The sequence below is a fragment of the Shewanella saliphila genome (assembly GCF_014648295.1).
GTDB classification, from domain to species: Bacteria; Pseudomonadota; Gammaproteobacteria; order Enterobacterales; family Shewanellaceae; genus Shewanella; species Shewanella saliphila.
Genome location: NZ_BMQV01000059.1, coordinates 1 through 19442 on the forward strand (window position 1 = coordinate 1; position 19442 = coordinate 19442).

Consider the following 19442-nt stretch of genomic DNA (forward strand, 5'->3'; position numbering starts at 1 on the left):
AGATGAAAAGAAGATTTGCCTAAATCGATCCCAATTACTTTAATAGTAGACATGATGGTTCGCCTCTTTGATTAGCCTACCCTAAGTTTAGCTTAGCTTAGGGGTGAGGCGGACCATCTAATTAAGGCACTTGTGAGTGCCTTTAACTAGAGTTCATTATACGGTTGGACAAAGTTGCGCTTTAAGTTCACCCATGGCGGTATAGCCGCGATACCCTTTAATAAGCACGCCATTTTCATCTAACAAAAGTAAAATGGGTGTAGCTGGGATCCCGCCCATATCTTGCACTAAATCCGAGGGCGGCCGGTAGGCTTCAAACGGAAAATTAAGCCGAAACAGAGCGCGTTTTAACCTCACATTATCGCCGTTAATACCTAGTGCAACCGGATGCAGCTGTTGCTCGCATTCTTGATGTAGCTTCTTGAGCACTTTTGCCTGCTTGATACACCACGGACATTCAGGCTCAAAAAACATCATCGCGACCGGTTTACCATGTAAATGCGCAAGATTACTGGTAGTTTGCCCGCGCAAGTCTTTAAATTGGTAATCAACCGTTAGCTGCGCCGCCGATAAAGGCGCGGCGCATAACAGTATTATTAAACAGGCTAGACGTAACATTAGAATGTGTACTTCATGCCAGCGTAGATTTCTCTACCGCGAAGTGGCCCATAGATATAGCCCACATCATAAGCGCCGTCTGCATCATAAAATAACGGAGTATCTTCATCACCTGCTTGGGTGTAATCAAGTAGGTTAGTCACACCGCTATAAAGTGAAAGGTAGTCGTTAAGCTCATAACTGACGCGCAAATCAACAGTAAAGTAAGACGGTGCATCGGTGCTCTTTTCAGAGTCAGGGTCAACTTCACCAGTGCTCAGTAGTCGGTTATAGCCTTCGTAGCCATAGTCAGATAAGTCACGGCTGCCTACCCACACCACATTGGCGAAGAAGTCCCATCCATTGATGTCCCAATCGGCAGATAATGTAATACGCTCTTCTATTGGCGCTACAGCATAAGATGATTGAAATACTGAGTCATAATCGAACATTTCACCGGTTAGGTTCAAGGTTAGGTCGTCAGTTAAACGATACCCTAATGCGATGTCAGTGGTGACAACACTGGCTTTTTCATCAAGTTGAGTCAGCAGTGGAATACCTTGGTCATTGGTGGTTAATTGCGCCAAGTTTTCAACTTCGGTCCACGCAAGTGAGGCCGTAGAAGTCAGTCTGTCACCTTCATAACTCAAGGCGTAGTTAACTGAGTTTGAACGCTCTAATTCGTCAATATCAATATCAAAACCCAGTGAGCCATCTAAAATACCATGGTCTGTTTCAAAGAATGATAACGGCGCACGGTACCCACGTCCGGCTGATAAACGCGACACCCACTCATCGTTGTGACGTAAACGAATATCGACTCGAGGAGAGAGAATTGACTCGTCAAGCTCTGTTCCTGGTTTGTTAGGGTCTATAAAGTCGGCGACAACGTTGTCGTAGCGTAATGCCATTGCAACTTCAAGTTCATCTGTGACTTGCCAAGTATCCTGGACATAAATCCCCGTCACATCATAATCAAATGAATCTGAAACATAATCAGGGTTTGCACTGCCAGAGCGAGAGTTTGAACGCATTTCTTCAGTACGGTGGTCCATACCAAAAGTCAGTAATTGGCTGTCGTTAAGTAAATAGTTAAAACGTGCATCAAAGAACCACATCACGTCATTGGCGGTGTAATCAAAGCCTTCGTAAAAAGAGTCTTGGTCATGCTCTGCATAACTGGTCGCTAAGTGCATATTCCATTCGTCATTTAACTCTCTTAACCAAGTTAATGAGGCTTCGTTACGATCGGTTTTAATCCACTCAGACGTTTCCCAGGCTTTACCAGTAAAGTCATTGCGCACGTCACCGTCTTCAAATAATGCTTGAGCCGCGGTAGCATCGTCGTCATAACCTGATAACACCGTGCCAGTAGAGCTTGCAAGACCATCAGCATAAGTACCATCTAACATTGGGCCGCCAAAAATTTCAGATTGAATATTGGCAATGCGCAGTACAATGTTGTCGGTGTCGGTTACATCGTGTGACACTCTTGCGGTAAGGCTGCGGTTTTCTTGTTGTGGAGATTCATTCACGCCATTGTCGTCAGCGTCATACTGGTCTCTATCATCATATTGGGCAACTAAAGTGGCGCGTGTGCGGCCATCTTCACTAACACCTTTACCTAAGAAACCCATCTTTTTGTAGCCATTTTCACCAACTGACACATCAAATTCTGCGCCGTTATCAGTGGGTTCATAACTAATAATGTTGACTGTACCGCCAATGGCCTCTGGGGCAATTAATGACGCACCTGCACCGCGGGCCACTTCAATGCGGTCTATGCCGGTCGTCGGAATCGCATCAACAGCATAATAACCAGAAATCATAGTGTGTACCGGTAAGCCATCAACCAGAATGGTTGTTTGCTCACCTTTCATGCCATTGAGCATGATGCGTTTTACGCCACACATAGAGCATTCGTTAGAAACTTTTACACCTGGAGAGTTATCAATAGCTTCTGATAAGTTAACGGCATTTTTATTTTCGATAGTGCCAGCGCTTATCACTTCGGTTTTCATGATGGTGTTAGCTAAAGTTCCGGCTTGCTCAAGTCTTTGCCTTACCCCCATCACACTTACACGTTCAATATTTTCCACATCGGGAGTAGAGGACTCTTCAGCCAATACAAATTGCGGACTAAGAATTACGGCTAATACTGCTGCTATGTACGTTGGCTTCACTCTGTTTATCTCCATGGGATATATTATGAGCGAATGGTAATGGTAATGGTAATGAGAGCGATTATCAATTGAGCTAGATCATGTTTTTGACATTTAACTAAAACTAACATTACTTGTTTTATGAATACCAAACACAAAATGGGTCAATGTTACTAGCCTGTAGCAATCATTCGCACTTAAACAATAAATAGCTATTTAACAATAATTTGCGACCTCTTCCGACTGTATCTAGATCATTGTTTATAGCCATTTACGCACCCATATCGACAAAATTGATACTCTCAATCACCCTCTGTATTCACGTAATGACACATTAAGCCATTTCCGCACGACTGCTCATAAAACAACCTACCAATTTGCCTTTCTAGGCTTATTTCTATCTAAAAAGGGCAAAAAAGGCCGGTTTCCGTCCAAATTTATATCAATTTAATTGATACTTAGCTTAATAAAGACTCAATATTATTTATGATTTTAATGTGTATTCTGAATATAAATCCAACGTTTAGAAAGCACATTAAGGAGTTATCAATGTATGTAAGCAACAATCGAGTCACGCCACGATTGGGAGCCTGTAACACTTTACGGGGCACGTCATGAAACAGTTTGACGCCCACGAGGCGACTCGACCTGTTAGCCACCTTGCAATTGTAGATAGCTCGGCAGCAATGAGCCCATTTGAAAAAGCCGCTGAATACGGACACGCCAAAGTGACAAAGCATATTGCACAGTCGTTTGGCTTATCAGTATTTGCTGGCGCCTTCATTGCACTGGCCTTTGTGTTTTATCTCACCGTGACCACAGGTGCTGCACCTGGTTCGTGGGGGTTGGTGCGGTTTAGCGGGGGTATCGCGTTTAGTTTAGGCTTAATTCTGGTTGTGGTACTCGGAGGAGAACTGTTTACCAGCACCGTATTAAGCGCAATTGCCTGGGCGCAAAAACGCGTCACCACCAAACAATTATTAGGTTGTTGGACAAGGGTGTATTTAGGCAACCTTTGTGGCGCAATGTTGATATTGCTATTAGTGATGATGTCTAAGATGTATGACCTAAACGGCAGCGCTTGGGGTCTCAACGCCTTACATGTCGCACAACATAAAATTCACCATGATTGGAGCCAGGCCTTTGCGCTAGGCACCTTGTGTAATTTGTTGGTGTGCCTAGGAGTGTGGATGACCTTTAGCTGCAAAGACGCCTTAGCCAAATCAATATTATTGATATTGCCAGTGGCGATGTTTGTATCAAGCGGCTTTGAACATAGCATTGCAAACCTATTTATGGTGCCACTGGGGATTTCTATTGAGCACTTTATAGGTAGCGAATACTTCATGGCACTCGGCGTGGTTCCACAAGCATTTGCTGACCTCACCATTAGCAATTTTATCGTGCATAACTTAATTCCGGTCACCCTAGGCAACATTGTTGGCGGCGCAGTATTTGTGGGCCTTGGGTATTTTTGGATTAACGATCGCAACCCAAGCAGCAATCACGTTGCACAACTGCACATTAGCCCTATTGAGCAAGGCCACACTCGCCAACATGACGGAACTAACGTGCAGCAACAGCCACAACATTTATCGGCATCAGCACAGTTTCAGTCTTCAACTATTACATCAACTCACTCTCATTCAAGTCATAAGGACTTAACCATGAAAACCAAAATTGACAAACTTATCGTTAGCGAATTAATGGACACTAACCCTGGCACACTTAACGTTGATAACACGATTTATCAGGCGCTAGATTTACTCGCCGCACAAAGCATTCGCAGTGCGCCAGTAGTTGACCAAAATAATATGTTATTGGGCTTTGTTTCAGAGCAAGATCTACTGCGCTCGTTATGGTCAGAAGAATTTGCCGCCAGCTTACCCACAACAGTAAAAGAGGTGATGCAAACTAAAATGCTCACCGTAGCACCAACGGAAAAAGTCGCCCAGTTGCTTGAGTTTATGGTGGTCGATAAGAAGAAGCTTTTCCCAGTAACCGACTCAGGCATGTATATCAGCGGCGGTTATCAGAGTTATGAAGAGCGCCTACGTGAAGCCTCAGCAGCGGTTCCTAGTGTTTACCCTGTCGTTGAAAACGGCCGCTTATGTGGGGTTATTCGCCGCGAATCACTTATGCAGATGTTTGCTAAGCTGTATCATCCACAACATGACGGTAACGCCCATCCTGTTGAGCAGTCTGTGGCGTAAATAGTGGTTACTTGAGAGTTTGTTAACAAGCTATGGTTAAGCCATAGGGTAAAACCATAGCTTGTTACGTTTTATCAATACGTTGAATTAGGTGTGCTTTCAGGGTTAATGTCGCCGTAAACCTCTTCTGGGTCGACATCATTGATCAATAACATTTCCCTGACGGTTTCAATATGATCTAATATTTTTTGGTAGTCATCGCCATATTCATACTTAGTGACTTCAATTGCTTTAGGCATGTAAGTAAACGCAATTTTCAATGCCTGCAATGCAGACTCACTCATTTTGTCACTCATATCACACTCCTTGATGTTAAACCATATACAGCCAATATGTTTACCCAAAGAATATATCAATACAAGTCATTCGGCTGACTCAGCTGTTACAGATGGACTGATCTTTTACACAGACCACCAGCGGCGGTAACTATTTTAGCTTGCTAAAAAGCAAACAAAACCCAAGCTTTAAAAACCTGGCGATGTTGGTTAATTGGGATGGGGCGGTGTTGCTAGGATAAACGCTATCAAGGTATTGTAAGATTTCTTTGCGACCAAACATAGAAGCCCAATCTCTTACATCCATATTGGTTTTGTTTTTAAGTGTTAAGCTTGCGCCGTATTCCAACAGCAATTTTAATATATCAAGGTTACCTTTATACGCTGCGGCCATTAGCACTGTGTTGCCAACAGCATCTGTTGAGTCAACATTGGCACCGCATCTTAATAAGGTTTCACAAAAGTCGTTTTCACTATTATAAACCGCCAACATTAATGCTGAATAACCGCGATTATTTTTAGCATCAACATCTAACTCACCATGCTGAGACAGCATGTTTGCTAGGCCTCTAAGATCGCCAACTCGCGCAAAATCAAAAATATCAGCTTCTGCACGATAGGTTTTTTTATACTCTTTCCAAGCTGTCATAAAATGCCTTTAATAGCGTTTATACTCAATGACATAAATATAAAAAGCAGGCCTATATCGACGCATCATAGGCCTGCATTACTGTAGTGGTGAATTACACGATTTCTGTGATGTCTAGCCCTAACGCCACCGCAACGCCTGTGCCATAAGCTGGTTCAGCTTTATAACAATTCACAATATGACGATGCTTAACCTCTAATGATGCAGGAGCAATACTTCGTGCTGTATTGTCAAATAACACTTGCTGTTGTTCTGCAGTCATTAAATTAAACAAGTTACCAGGCTGAGTATAGTAATCACTGTCATCTTCGCGGAAATCCCAGTTATAAGCATCACCTTGCAGGTGCAATGGTGGCTCATTATGTTCAGGCTGCTGTTGCCACAATCCTAAGCTGTTAGGCTCATAGCCTTTGGTGCTACCGTAATTGCCATCAACGCGCATGAAACCATCTCTATGATACGAGTTTACCGGGCATCGAGGTTGGTTAACGGGAATATGCACATGGTTAACACCCAAACGATAGCGCTGCGCATCACCGTATGAAAATAATCGTCCTTGCAACATTTTATCTGGTGAGAAACCAATCCCAGGAACAATATTGGCAGGGTTAAATGCGGCTTGTTCGACTTCGGCAAAATAATTATCAGGGTTACGATTTAGCTCCATCACCCCAACATCAATTAACGGATAATCAGCATGTGGCCACACTTTGGTTAAATCGAATGGATGAAAACGATAACTTAATGCGTCTTTTTCAGACATGATTTGCACTTTTAGATCCCATTTAGGGAAGTCGCCTTTTTCAATAGACTCATAAAGATCTTGTTGATGGCTTTCGCGATTTTTACCCACCAACTCTTCAGCTTCTTGATCGGTTAAGTTTTCAATACCTTGCTGAGTTTTTAGATGGAATTTAACCCAAAAACGTTCATTATCAGCATTAAGAAAACTAAATGTATGGCTACCAAAACCATTCATATGGCGATAAGTACGAGGAATACCACGATCACTCATGACCACTGTGACTTGGTGTAGCGCCTCAGGCAACATTGACCAAAAATCCCAGTTAGTATTTGCACAACGCATGTTAGTACGAGGATCACGTTTAACGGCATGGTTTAAATCTGGAAATTTTAGCGGATCACGAAGGAAGAATACCGGTGTGTTGTTACCAACAAGATCCCAGTTACCTTCTTCGGTATAGAATTTCATTGCAAATCCGCGAATATCACGTTCAGCATCGGCAGCACCACGTTCGCCAGCAACGGTAGAGAAACGCCAAAACATCTCGGTTTTTTTGCCGACTTCAGAGAAGATTTTTGCTTTGGTATATTGCGTAATATCATGAGTAACTGTGAAAGTACCATATGCGCCAGAACCTTTCGCATGCATACGTCTTTCAGGGATCACTTCTCTATCAAAATGGGCCAGCTTCTCTAGAAACCACGCATCTTGCAATAACATTGGACCACGAGGCCCCGCAGTTTGAACATTTTGATTATCAACGACAGGCGCGCCGTTACTTGTAGTCAGTTTATTTTGATTTGTCATTCTTTACTCCACTTACTTAGTCGGTATGTTGTTAAAGGTTAGTGATTGATAAAACATATCAAAATTGCTAACTACTTGAATGTTTGGCAGAGTTTGAGCTGTTTCATTTTCTAGTGGTGACATTATTTGCTTGGCTATCAAGGTTTAAATAAAAAATGAAAGCACTCAGTCAAAATATCGCATTGTCAATCACGGTTAATCATCTATCCGTTATGGCAGACATTAAAAATTGGTATACCCAATACGGCTAATTCAGAAAGCGTATGCTCGTCAAAAGAGCTTAAATAGATAGCATCACAATGTGTATATTGGTTCCCAGCGTTAAAATAAGAATATCCCCATGAAAGATTGGTATACATTTGATCAATATCATCAAGTGGAAAATACCCTCGACTGTGTTTAACAGCCCCAACAAACATTTATCTTTCCAGAAAGGTATATTTTAAAAGAATACTCCTCCAGAAAGGTATTTAGCAAGTAAAATTGGACTGACTAAGACTGTCTTTTACAAAAATTTATTGAGTTAATGTAGCGTGATTTTTGTACACTTTTTGGTAACATTTTGCTCCACCATGAGAGCGGTGGGGTTCAGCACTGGGATATTGAAGGGAAAGTTGAACGGTTAGAGGCTTTCAAAACAGATGTTGCGTTAGATTATTCCATTGTTATACAAGGTAAAAAACAAATTTTGCCGTTATTTCCCAAGCAATCTAGACACGATAAAAACCACAGTACAGTAACGAGCAACAATAAACGCATACGGAAGGATTTAACCAACAAATGATAACTCGCGGCTTTAGATTGAAGCGCTGTAACAATGATGTTAATTTTAAAAGCTATATAGTTCATTAAAGCGGTATAGTTAATTGATATCGCTCAGTAAGGATGGATGCTCATGGCAAAAAAGAGTGATATACCAACCCATCATTACGATGAAGCCATTCATTACATTAAGCATCCAGATGAGACCTCGCATCTGTCACTCGATCCCCAAATGCCTTTCGTACTGGCTAAATTTGAGTTAATGCAAGACATAGCGCAAGCAAACTATCCCCATCGCCACAATTGCTATCAAGTGTTATACATTTCAGAAGGCGAAGGACCCCATACCATTGATTTTGTTGCCTACCCTGTTGCGGCGCCCACTCTGTTTTTTTATCAAAAGAACAAGTGCATTACTGGCAACTCAGCAAACCATTAAAAGGTTATATTTTACTGATCCCGGAGGAGTTCTTAGGCTTTCCATCATCAAAGGTCGTCAGAACACATGACTTTTCTGTGTTTAATTATGTTGGAGATAGCCCGCACTTACCGCTCGATAAAGAGCACTTCACAATGATTAATGGGCTTTTTGAGGCAATAGCCGATGAGTTTTACCGCGACAAAGACAGAAGCCTTTCGGTTTTAAGGGCTTATTTACATATCTTGCTCACCAAACTTCACCGCCTATATATGATTGAACATCCCAGCGAATGTTCGGCGATATTGTCACCCTTAGTGCGACAATTTAAGCAGTTAGTCTCTGAACACTTTACCCAAGAGCACTCAGTGCAAGAGTACGCCAGTAGAATTGGCGTCAGCACCAGTCACCTCAAAGACACCGTTAAAGCCGTCACGGGATCAGCCCCTGGCAGGATGATCAGAGAAAAACTGATCCTAGAAGCCAAACGCTCACTTGTGCATAGCGATGCCACAGTGGCAGAAATTGGTTACAGCTTAAACTTTGAAGATGCCTCCTATTTTGGACGTTTCTTTAAACGAGAAACAGGCATAAGCCCAATAGCATTTCGCCAGCAATACCAACAAAAACACCCAACCACCGCTAAGTAACCCTAGCAATCGTTAATAATAGCGACCTGCGAAAAGTGCCATTATCCCCGCGTTGAGTGTCTTAACAAGCTAAGACATTAAGTCGAAAATATATTCCAAGCGAACAACAATTTTTACCTATATATCGCGGTAAACGCAACGTAATGATTAGAACATTCAGGTCGCACCATTAATTCTTGCGATGCAGATGCCAAATGAACCGATATCGCAACTGTTAAAACTCAGTTTGCCGCTCGCACTGTTTACTATCGTTTTCTTAATGCCAATCAACTATCTATGGTGGCTTGTACTCGGTTGGATTGGTTAATAGCCCTCACGCCAATTCATTAATAATCGAATATAGTCGAGCAATCATTAAAATGCCTAAGGCCATAAGCATCGTATGCTCGCCGCTAATGCTGGCGGTTTGACATACTCAACGAAGGAATGACTGCGACAATTACAGAGATAACCATGATGATGCCAATGACATACAGTGGATAACACATAAAAATGACAGTGTGATAGCAAATTTATCCGTAAATGCTTGTATGGCTCTCATGCTGGCTAAACCTTTATCTTTTGCTCGATAATACAGTCTTTGAGTGATAGTAAATCTTGAGGGCTATGACGCTGTTGCTAAACATTCATTACAGATACAATTGATTTCTAGCTGCGGGCTCACTAATTTAAAACCTGCTTGTTCCACGCTCTGGTTAAGCTCATTAATCGTTGATTTATTAACGGTAATTTCCTTTACCGCATTACACACACTACAAATTAAAAACTGTGGCACACCATGCTCATGCTTGCAGGTGATGTGCGAGCAAGCAATATACTTATTAGCCAATTTAAGCTTATGGACTAAATGTTCAGCTTCTAAAAAATCAAGGATTCGATACACCGACATTGCTGGAATTTTTTCGCCATTTTCTTTAACAAATAAATCAATTAAATCGTACGCAGACAACGCCTTATCTGTCTGAGCAAGCAAAGATAAAACTTGTTTTCGCTTTGTGGTTAGGCGTGAACCATGGCTTTTACAATTTTGTTCAGCATGTTCAATAATAGTGTCGATGTTATTCATTGCGTTATCTCAAACTAATCATGTTGTTTTTATCGCTCAGCGTCACCGCACCTTGTTGAGTATCGGTAATCCACATAGAGCGTATCTGGTGAATACGAGGAAAAAGTGCAAATACTGTAACAGTAATGCTCGAAAGCTCAGACATTTTTTCACAATTAAACCGATAATACGCTGTCACATCGCTATGTAATTGTTGAGCAGTATGTTCATCTAGATGCTCTTCGATGGCATCATGGTGATCTAAGTGCTCAACACTCATTGCATCCACAGTGTGAGACACCAATTGGCAGGCACCACCATTAAGCACAAACAAATCATCCACCTGACCAAGCTGTGTGTTCATCTGCTCAAACGCACGCTTATCTGATTCAGCGTTAAGTGTGTGCTCAAAACCCACCAAGTCAACTGTCGGTGTTGTTAATGTGACCTCGACAGTGTTGTTATCAATCGCAATGGTCATCGTCGACATGCCATGAGTATGAACATTTGCAGCATGAACTAATGGGCTGCTCAAGCTAAGCAGCACCGCACTCAAGCAAGTTATGCATAACGCCACACAACCAACATTCATTTGCTCATCCTTTATAGCAGGCTAAACCGAGGTGTCACTTTATTGAATAAAGTCTAAGGTTAACAATAAACGAGACTCACCCTCTGCCAGAGGTGGCGAACGATGAACCAAACCTGCGCCTTGTTGTTCGTCCCACATTTCACCTTTTAGCAATGCAACATCACCACTATTAAGTTGCTGGATTTGACTACCATCTGGCATCAAACCAGACTGTTCATCAGGCAAACCCTGGCTTCCTGCGCCTAATTTAGTTCGATTTAAACCGTCATGCTGCAACCACTGAGTCGCCGCCCCCTGATAAGTGGTGATCAACCGACAAGGAATGCGATCAACATGAAAACGCGGACACATTGCATGCTCTAAAACCGTTAACCGCAGTCCGGCATATTCAATTCCAAATAAACAGCAAAACATCCCCACTAATTGCGCGATATCATCGGCAAGTACCTTTACAGCATCCGTTTGCTCAAAAGCTTCATACAGCTGCTGGTGCACGTCTTGTTCAGACACTTTCAAAATAACTTGCTTTTTAATCGACGTTTTCAACAATTCGTCAACCGCCGATGTTAACTGTTCAGGCATCTCACGATGCCAAATGGCGATATTAGTTTGTTGTTGATAAATAGCTGGAAATACATCAACCGACTCCCCACTCACAGGCTGGCAGATCATCGTATTGTCTTCATTAAGTGTCTCGACAGATGCAAGCATATTAAGCCTCCCATTGAGGAAAAGGGTCACTTAACGTGCGCCAATAGTCTTTTCCTCTAAGTAGTTCGTCATCAGATAACAAGCAATCATTAAGCGCCTGGATCATGCCGGCTTTATCTAATTGCTGGCCAATAAACACTAACTCCTGGCGCATGTCGCCAAACGGCTCCTGCCATTGCTCATTAATTGCCGCTAACGACTCTTCATCTGTTGGCCAATCTTTAGTGGGCACAGCTTTCCAAAACATGCCAGAAATATGATAGTGAGCAATTCCACCCGCTTGATTCCACTGGCCAACAAACTGTGGCTGAGTGGCTAACCAAAAGTAACCTTTAGAGCGCACTAACTTACCAAAGGGTTCGGTGTTGTGAAGAAAGTGATGAAATTTTTGCGGATGAAAAGGCCGCCTCGCAGTAAAATTAAAGCTACTGATGCCGTATTCTTCGGTTTCTGGAATGTGCTCGCCACGCATTTCTTTAAGCCAACCGGGTGCTTGTTGAGCCTGTTCAAAATTAAATAAGCCCGTGTTCAATACCGCATCAATATTAATGTTGCCTGCGGCAATCGGAATAATCTTCGCTCGGGTATTAAGCACCTTAAGAATCGCCGTCAGCTTATTTAACGCAGTCTCATCAACTAAGTCGGTTTTACTGATCAGCAACACATCGGCAAACTCAACTTGATCAATGAGTAAATCGGTAATGCTCCGATCGTCTTCTTCACCCAAAGACTCGCTGGTTGTCTGTAAATCTTGCGCTTCTTCGTAATCTTTTAAAAAATTCACCGCATCAACCACCGTCACCATGGTATCTAAGGTGGCAACCTCAGACAGCGACACACCATTTTCGTCGGCAAACGAGAATGTTTCAGCGACAGGTAAAGGCTCAGAAATCCCAGTTGATTCAATAATCAAATAATCAAATCGCCCCTCTTTTGCTAACTGACTCACCTCTACTAACAGGTCTTCACGTAAGGTGCAGCAAATACAGCCATTACTCATTTCAATCAGTTTTTCATCACTGCGATTGAGAGATATCTCATTTTTAACCACCGACGCATCAATGTTAATTTCGCTCATATCATTAACGATAACAGCCACTTTTTTGCCTTCACGATTATTAAGAATATGGCTTAACACCGTGGTTTTACCAGCACCTAAAAAGCCAGAAAGCACTGTAACAGGGAGTTTTTTAACTTGGGTCATGATAATGATCTCGAATAACGGGTATTGAATAGCTGGTATCGAAAACGGGTTTCAAATAGCTGGTTTCGAATAGCAATTAGCGAGATGTTACAACATATCATTTATGTTTTCTAGTTAATTTATGTCATCTGGTTTTTTGCGGTTCACCACTGCTTTACATGCTCGCATACATTCTGAGCACTCTGGTTCGGCGTTGAGTTAAGGTGTTTAAAGAAATGGATACTCTGATTTGGAAAAGCCTGTTAACTTGACCATGACACACAACCCGCTCGTCGTCCCGGCAATGCTTTTAGCTTGGATCCAGGTGTTTGTTTTGTACTTTTGTACTTTTGTACTTTTGTACTTTTGTAATTTATGGCCTGCGGCCACTAACGATTACGATCGCAAGGTTCCATCCTGCACGGACCAAAAGCCTGTTGAAACCTGCTCGTCGTCCCGGCAATGCTTTTTAGCCGGGATCCAGGTGTTTGTTTTGTACTTTTGTACTTTTGTACTTTTGTACTTTTGTACTTATGCCAGCTCACGTATTCACTTGTAAAGAGTCTAGAAACGATCTCAATTTCAGAGTTGAATTTGGACATTTACAAGCGAAATTCAACTTATTAATGGACACAAACGATTTGTGTAAGCTGTTGTTAAAGTTTAATTTTTGTAAAGTTTACTCTGACCCAACTAAATTAAGAAATGGATACTCTGATTTGAAAAAGCCTGTTAACTTGACCATGACAAACAACCCGCTCGTCGTCCCGGCAATGCTTTTTAGCCGGGATCCAGTGTTTGTTTTGTACTTTTGTACTTATGCCAGCTCACATATTCACTTGTAAAAAGCCTTCAATGCAATCAGAATTTGGACATTTTAAAGAAATTAAAATTCCCCCCTCAAACAAAGAAAAGCTGCAAACCATTGTTTTAATAGAGCTTTTAACCTCAACCTATCCCAGGGGATTTTTAAGCATATAAAGTCTCTGTAAATGAGGACAACTTTAATAATGATGAGGGATAACGTTCAACAATGACTATCGATAGCAAACTCTATTTCGTGCTTGCTCGGTTAGCAAGAAAGCTCAACGTAACAACAACAATACTGAAGCCAACAACACCTACCCAACCTGTAAATTCAAATGCTTGAATACCTGCAAATGAACCGAATGCACCACCAAGATAATAGCCGAGCATATAGATACCATTGATTCTACTCTGAGCTTGTGGATCAATGGAAAATACTCGAACCTGATTTGATACTTGAGCGCTGAACACACCAAGGTCGATAAGAATAATACCCACTATTAAGCCAATTAAGCTGTCAGCAAAAAGACCAGAAATAACAAAACCAGTAACAATAATCGCCAAAGCCATACTAATCATATTACTAGAGCCAAATTTACTCACTAATGAGCCCGAAACTTTTGCTCCTATGACACCAGCTAATGCAATAACACCAAACATACCCGCTTGTTGTGTATTGTAGTTAAACGGTGACTCACTAACATGAAGAGCAAGCGTTGCCCAAAGAGCATTAAATGAAGCAAACCAAAGTGCACCAGTTAAAGCTGAGTTACGTAACGTCGCGTGTTGCTTAAACAGTGTCACCATGCTCGCCACAAGCTTAGGGTAAGAGATCTTTGATGTTGGAGTGTTAGTTGGCAAAAAGACATAAAGCATAATCCCAAAGATGGCAGCGATACCTGCTGACATCATAAATACGGCACGCCAACCAAACTGTTCACCAACAAAACCACTAAGTGTACGAGACAGCAAAATACCAACAGTCAACCCAGTCATTAGAGTACCGATAACTTTCCCTTTCGTTTCTGGTGTACTGAGTGATGCAGCAAATGGAATCAGTTGTTGGGTAATATTGGCACTTAAACCAATAGCAAAACACGCTACAACCAGAACAATCAAACTGGATGCTGAAAATGCGACCAAAGATGAAAACACCAAAAGCACTGATAAGATTGCGATTAGACGTTTACGCGGTAGCGTATCCCCCAACGGAGATAAGAATAGTAATGCAGCGGCATAACCTATTTGACCCGCAGCAGGAACCGAACCGAGTTGCTCACTTGTTAAACTAAGCTCTGCTCCAATTTTTGGAAGAATGGGTTGGTTGTAATATAGGTTAGCAGCAGTTGCTGAAACTGCGCTCGACATAAGGAATAGGCGTCCTGTAGTCAGAGGGGTTGTGGTCGCTTTAGACATCATCACACCTTAAATTTGGCTCATCACTTTAATGTTTAATCGGAATGAACAAATTTTAGAATATGTGTTCAAATAACAAAAATTATCATTTACTTTAGAATCCATACCAAAATCGTATAGATGACGTTTATTTCATTCCTAGCATTATCTTATCAACCTCGCTTTCGATTAAGCGCGAGCATGCAAGTGTGGTCGGGATTGGGCATGTAAGCTATATGTCATGACTAGCGGCATACACACATCTATTGATTTAAGATTAATAAATCGACACCCCTCACTGCGCAAATATCGTATTGCATATGGCACAACAGATACTCCGAGTCCTGATGCAATTTGAGTCAAGAACGTGAAAAATGCCACCCATAAGAGAACGTGAAAAATGCCACCCATAAGAACGTGAAGCGTGAAAGAACGTGAAAAATGCCACCCATTATTTGAGCAAGTGACTTAACTCGTTTTCATTGCTTTGGCGAGAACGTGAAAAATGCCACCCATTATTTGAGCAAGTGACTTAACTTGCAACGTGAAAAATGCCACCCATTATTTGAGCAAGTGACTTAACTCGTTTTCATTGCTTTGGCGAGGGTTATACTTGATGTACTCAAAAGAACGTGAAAAATGCAACGTGAAAAATGCCACCCATTATTTGAGCAAGTGACTTAACTCGTTTTCATTGCTTTGGCGAGAACGTGAAAAATGCCACCCATTATTTGAGCAAGTGACTTAACTCGTTTTCATTGCTTTGGCGAGGGTTATACTTGATGTACTCAACTCATCAATTTATATCGATATGACTAAAATATTAACGTTAAATGAGTGGTTTACCTGTCATATCCAGAATTCTGCACAACAGAAAATCTTGATATCAATCAAGTATAAGAAGAATTGTAATTTGATTGGGGATGATGACTTAAGCGCACAGCCAGCGCTGACAATTTGCAGCGCCTTGTCGTCGTTTTCGGTCTAAATGCTCACAATATTCGGTTAATGCGGGTAATGCTCCTACAGCGCCTTTAAATAATGCACCAAACTCTGTGGTGATTTTAAGCCAATTCTCTGCGGGGATATTGAGTCTATTCAGAATATCCTGACTGCTTGAGCTAATGGCGCCACGCTTATCTTCTCGAATTACCCGGCCGGTATCTTCAACCAGTACAATGTAATCTTTCACACTGAACATGAGCCCGTTAGGCATATTGAGTCGCTCATTGCCTACAAACGGTAATAGCTCTGGAGGTTGTTCACCTTTCATTGCTGAATTGATACGGCGCTGAATACTGGTGTAATCTGAGGTTTCAGGAGTTGCAGCTATCATAGCTCTGACTGGGTTTAAATCAACATAAGCCATACAAGCGAGTACTGCTGCTTCATCAAGTAGTGCTTGAGATTTAAACCTCCCTTCCCAGAATCTTCCGGTACATTTATCTTCTTTGTTGGCCATTCTAGCAATTGGCTCACTTAAAGAACGCATAAACCAACTGATATCAATTAAGCGCTTACGGTATTCGGTAATGCATTCATTAACCGTTTGAAGTTCAAATGAGTTAAGGTCTTCTTCTTTTAGGTATTTTTGTGTAAGTGACGTGCCCTTAAAGCCTTTGTGCCACTGTATAAGCACTTCTTTATCTGACCACTGTTTTGCTTTGTCAGCATCAACCTTTAACACCACATGTAAGTGATTACTCATCACGGCAAAAGCACAGATATCAATAGCAAAGATATTCGCTAACTCAAGAATGCGTGAATCAACCCACTCACGCCGATGCTCAAAGTTCTCACCTGTTGAATTATCAATTCCACATAGAAATGCTTTACGCACCACACGCGAGCAACAGTGATAGTAAGGCGTATCTTCTAGACTAACGATTGTCTGTCTTGGTCTGGCCATCTTAGATTACCTGTCTGAGTTAAAGTAACTAAGTCTAGTTGGTTGTTCGATATTTATCCACTTGGAGTGGGTGGCCATATTCTATTTTTGCAAAGTTTACTCTGACCCGACTAAATTCCGACTAAATTCTTAACTTGACCATGACAAACAACCCGCTCGTCGTCCCGGCAATGCTTTGAGCCGGGGTCCAGGTGTTTGTTTTGTACTTTATGGCCTGCAGCCACTAACGATTACGATCGCAAGGTTCCACCCTGCACGGACCAAAAGCCTGTTGCAACCTGCTCGTCGTCCCGGCAATGCTTTTTAGCCGGGATCCAGGTGTTTTTTTTGTACTTTTGTACTCATGCCAGCTCACGTATTCACTTGTAAAAAGTCTTCAACGGCCTCAAGTTCAGAGTTGAATTTGGACATTTACAAGCGAAATTCAACTTATTGATGGACATAAACATTTTGCGTAAACTGTTGTTTAAATTTGTTTTTAATAAAGTTCACTCTAACCCGACGACTAAATTTTTCGGAGCTGTATGCAAGGTGGTGTGGGGGCTGGAGGCTAGATACCTCCGGCTACCCGATTAGGTTCTAGTTGCTACATAACTCTCACAATTCTCGGTAACTTTTGTAACCAATGCTTGAATATTATTTTCACAATACTGAATCGGATCTAGAACCCATGGATAGTGCTTAAAATGTTCAAACATACCATATTCTCTTTGTGTTTCTTCTATTACAGGTTGAACTGGTAAAGAGGGAAAGTTTGGGATTATTTGAGTAAGCTCCTGTGGAATACTTTTAGGGCTTGATAGATCAGCAACAACAAACTTAGCTAGAGATGCCAAAGTAATAATAGTCTCGGTTACATCTCTATTACTCGGACCTTCAAAATCAAAAAGTACAGGCAGATAACCTATAGCTTGCAATTCTGTTTTAATGGTATCAAGAACCGCTTTTCGTTCTTCTGTAAACCTACCTAAAATCAAAACAACTTTAGAAGTGATTGTGTCAATTACATCCCTAATTTTTGAATTATTGACTAACAATGAAATAAATTGAGCCATTTCAATAGTTGGAACTGTAATTGATGTCCCTTCTTCTTCAATTAAGATATTGCTTTGCGTGCTACCGTCTAAAATCAAATCCCAAGCCGATATACCGTAGACCCTAGCTTCGTTTATAACGGTATCTGTAAAGTCTGTTTTGACTAAACTCATATTACTTAATTTAGTGGAAATAAATTTAGATCCTGAAAAATTCGTTTCCTCCGCACTACAGTACGAAAGATCTGCGCTTGTAAAATCACATTCATGAAATTCAGCCGAACCTATTTTTGTGACCGCAAGGCCAGCCCCTACAAAACTACAATTTTGAAAGCAAGAAAAACAAAGATCTGAAAAATGTAGATCGCTACCGGCTAAAAAACACCGTATGAAATATGAATTCCTCGCAGTTATCCGGTTTAGATTCATATATGACAGGTTATAGCCAGTAAATTCTGGCATGTCATAGGTTGACTTATAAGTATGAACGTCTTTCTCGAAATCTATATCAGAGAGGTCAGGCCTAACATCTGGATTTTCATATCTCCAAGCATTCCATACTTGAGGGCCTTTTTTAAACATTTCTACGTGTTCTGCTACTGCCACTTAACCCTCCTGGACCTAACGCTAAGTTAAGCAGAATACTACAGTTGGCTATAATCGCGAAGCGATGGCCGACTGTAGTTTTCTGCTTAGAGCGCCTTGTTAAGGCTACCATATCTCAGTACCATCAGAATCAGCTATTACCACGGATGAAAAATGCCATATATGGACGCTCCCGGTGAGTCAAGACAATACTCTGCTCACCGAAGGCTTTTTGGCCTTAGTTTACTGTACAACATTCTCACTGTTATCGTTGCTTTTAATTTGCTCATTTACCGCTAGAAGCGGTTGTACTGCCATATATACGGGCTTAACAGTCAAGCTGCGCCCCTAATGAAATCCGTACCACTGCGCCTAAAAATATGAAACACCCATGCGGATTAGGTTTTTCCTATCCTTGGCCTATTCGGGCTAGCACTGGTTGGACTGAGCCATTTCTTCATCGTTAACAACAACCTTGGTGAGTGTTTAATGTGCTATCTTGCGGCTCATATCACCCAGTCGGGTTAACTACCCTTGGCAAGACCGAGCTCTGCAAGATAGCGACAACGTGTTAACAAGTACCATGGCTTGCTCCTTGATTTGCAGTATATTGCGGAGCATAAGGCACTTGTTTTTGTAATAAAATCCATATCAGTCTGGCGAGCCTATGAGCAGTGGCTACCACCGTACTGCAGATGCTTTTTCGGCTTCTTAACTGTGTTATCCAGAGGTTTAAATCATCTTGTTTTTTACTTGCATGGCTGACGACGGTTCTAACACCATGAATAAGCTGTTTGCGTAAATATCCGTTGCCTCGCTTGGTGATATTGCCATTGACACTTCGATGGCCAGAGGCAAATTGCTTTGGGGTTAACCCCAGCCACACACCCAGTTCTTTAGCAG

Annotated in this window: 16 protein-coding genes; 3 read left to right on the top strand and 13 right to left on the bottom strand. The window is 41.7% G+C overall.

Annotation, left to right across the window (positions count from 1 at the left end; translation table 11 throughout):
- Positions 1-156 precede the first annotated feature (156 nt).
- Together IEY48_RS18675 and IEY48_RS18680 are read right to left on the bottom strand one after the other, a co-directional pair.
- Positions 157-618 (bottom strand): TlpA family protein disulfide reductase, encoded by a 462-nt coding sequence (locus IEY48_RS18675; RefSeq protein WP_188923015.1) that lies wholly within the window; start codon positions 616-618, stop codon positions 157-159.
- On the bottom strand, positions 618-2780 hold the full coding sequence (locus IEY48_RS18680) for a TonB-dependent receptor plug domain-containing protein (RefSeq protein WP_188923017.1): 2163 nt from the start codon (positions 2778-2780) through the stop codon (positions 618-620). Before IEY48_RS18680 ends, IEY48_RS18675 begins: the two co-directional genes overlap by 1 nt.
- A 593-nt stretch (positions 2781-3373) precedes the next feature.
- Here IEY48_RS18680 and focA point away from each other — a divergent pair.
- Entirely contained in the window at positions 3374-4972 is a 1599-nt protein-coding gene (gene focA / locus IEY48_RS18685) for a formate transporter FocA (protein WP_188923019.1), read from the top strand.
- 74 nt (positions 4973-5046) lie between these two features.
- Here the strand turns inward: focA and IEY48_RS18690 are convergent, their stop codons facing one another.
- The 3 genes from IEY48_RS18690 to IEY48_RS18700 form a co-directional block, all read right to left on the bottom strand.
- Positions 5047-5268 (bottom strand): penicillin-binding protein, encoded by a 222-nt coding sequence (locus IEY48_RS18690; protein WP_188923020.1) that lies wholly within the window; start codon positions 5266-5268, stop codon positions 5047-5049.
- Between the two features lie 130 nt (positions 5269-5398).
- Positions 5399-5896, bottom strand: a complete 498-nt coding sequence (locus tag IEY48_RS18695; RefSeq protein ID WP_188923022.1) for an ankyrin repeat domain-containing protein — start codon at positions 5894-5896, stop codon at positions 5399-5401.
- A 94-nt stretch (positions 5897-5990) separates the two neighbouring features.
- Positions 5991-7448, bottom strand: coding sequence for a catalase (locus tag IEY48_RS18700; RefSeq protein WP_188923024.1), 1458 nt, complete (start codon positions 7446-7448; stop codon positions 5991-5993).
- 895 nt (positions 7449-8343) lie between these two features.
- Here IEY48_RS18700 and IEY48_RS18705 point away from each other — a divergent pair.
- Positions 8344-8649, top strand: coding sequence for a cupin domain-containing protein (locus IEY48_RS18705; RefSeq protein ID WP_188923026.1), 306 nt, complete (start codon positions 8344-8346; stop codon positions 8647-8649).
- Positions 8619-9278 carry a helix-turn-helix domain-containing protein gene (locus IEY48_RS18710; RefSeq protein WP_188923028.1) on the top strand — a complete coding sequence of 220 codons (660 nt, stop codon included), beginning with the start codon at positions 8619-8621 and terminating at the stop codon, positions 9276-9278. Before IEY48_RS18705 ends, IEY48_RS18710 begins: the two co-directional genes overlap by 31 nt.
- Positions 9279-9882: 604 nt before the next feature.
- On the opposite strand, the gene IEY48_RS18715 is transcribed toward IEY48_RS18710, so the two are convergent.
- From IEY48_RS18715 to IEY48_RS18750, 8 genes are all read right to left on the bottom strand, one after another.
- Entirely contained in the window at positions 9883-10344 is a 462-nt protein-coding gene (locus IEY48_RS18715) for a Fur family transcriptional regulator (RefSeq protein ID WP_188923029.1), read from the bottom strand.
- Between the two features lie 4 nt (positions 10345-10348).
- Positions 10349-10915: a ZrgA family zinc uptake protein gene (locus IEY48_RS18720; RefSeq protein WP_188923031.1), complete on the bottom strand. Its 567-nt coding sequence runs from the start codon at positions 10913-10915 to the stop codon at positions 10349-10351.
- Between the two features lie 39 nt (positions 10916-10954).
- Entirely contained in the window at positions 10955-11626 is a 672-nt protein-coding gene (locus IEY48_RS18725; protein WP_188923033.1) for a DUF1826 domain-containing protein, read from the bottom strand.
- A 1-nt stretch (position 11627) separates the two neighbouring features.
- Positions 11628-12830: a zinc metallochaperone GTPase ZigA gene (gene zigA / locus IEY48_RS18730; protein WP_188923035.1), complete on the bottom strand. Its 1203-nt coding sequence runs from the start codon at positions 12828-12830 to the stop codon at positions 11628-11630.
- A 1032-nt stretch (positions 12831-13862) separates the two neighbouring features.
- A complete protein-coding gene (locus IEY48_RS18735; protein WP_188923037.1) occupies positions 13863-15032 on the bottom strand; it encodes an MFS transporter in 1170 nt (389 codons plus the stop codon).
- 910 nt (positions 15033-15942) lie between these two features.
- Positions 15943-16920 (bottom strand): transposase, encoded by a 978-nt coding sequence (locus IEY48_RS18740; RefSeq protein WP_188923039.1) that lies wholly within the window; start codon positions 16918-16920, stop codon positions 15943-15945.
- A gap of 572 nt (positions 16921-17492) precedes the next feature.
- Positions 17493-18560, bottom strand: a complete 1068-nt coding sequence (locus tag IEY48_RS18745; RefSeq protein ID WP_188923041.1) for a pentapeptide repeat-containing protein — start codon at positions 18558-18560, stop codon at positions 17493-17495.
- A 550-nt stretch (positions 18561-19110) separates the two neighbouring features.
- Positions 19111-19442, bottom strand: a 332-nt coding sequence (locus IEY48_RS18750; RefSeq protein WP_188923043.1) for a transposase, incomplete at its 5' end; no start/stop codon positions are given.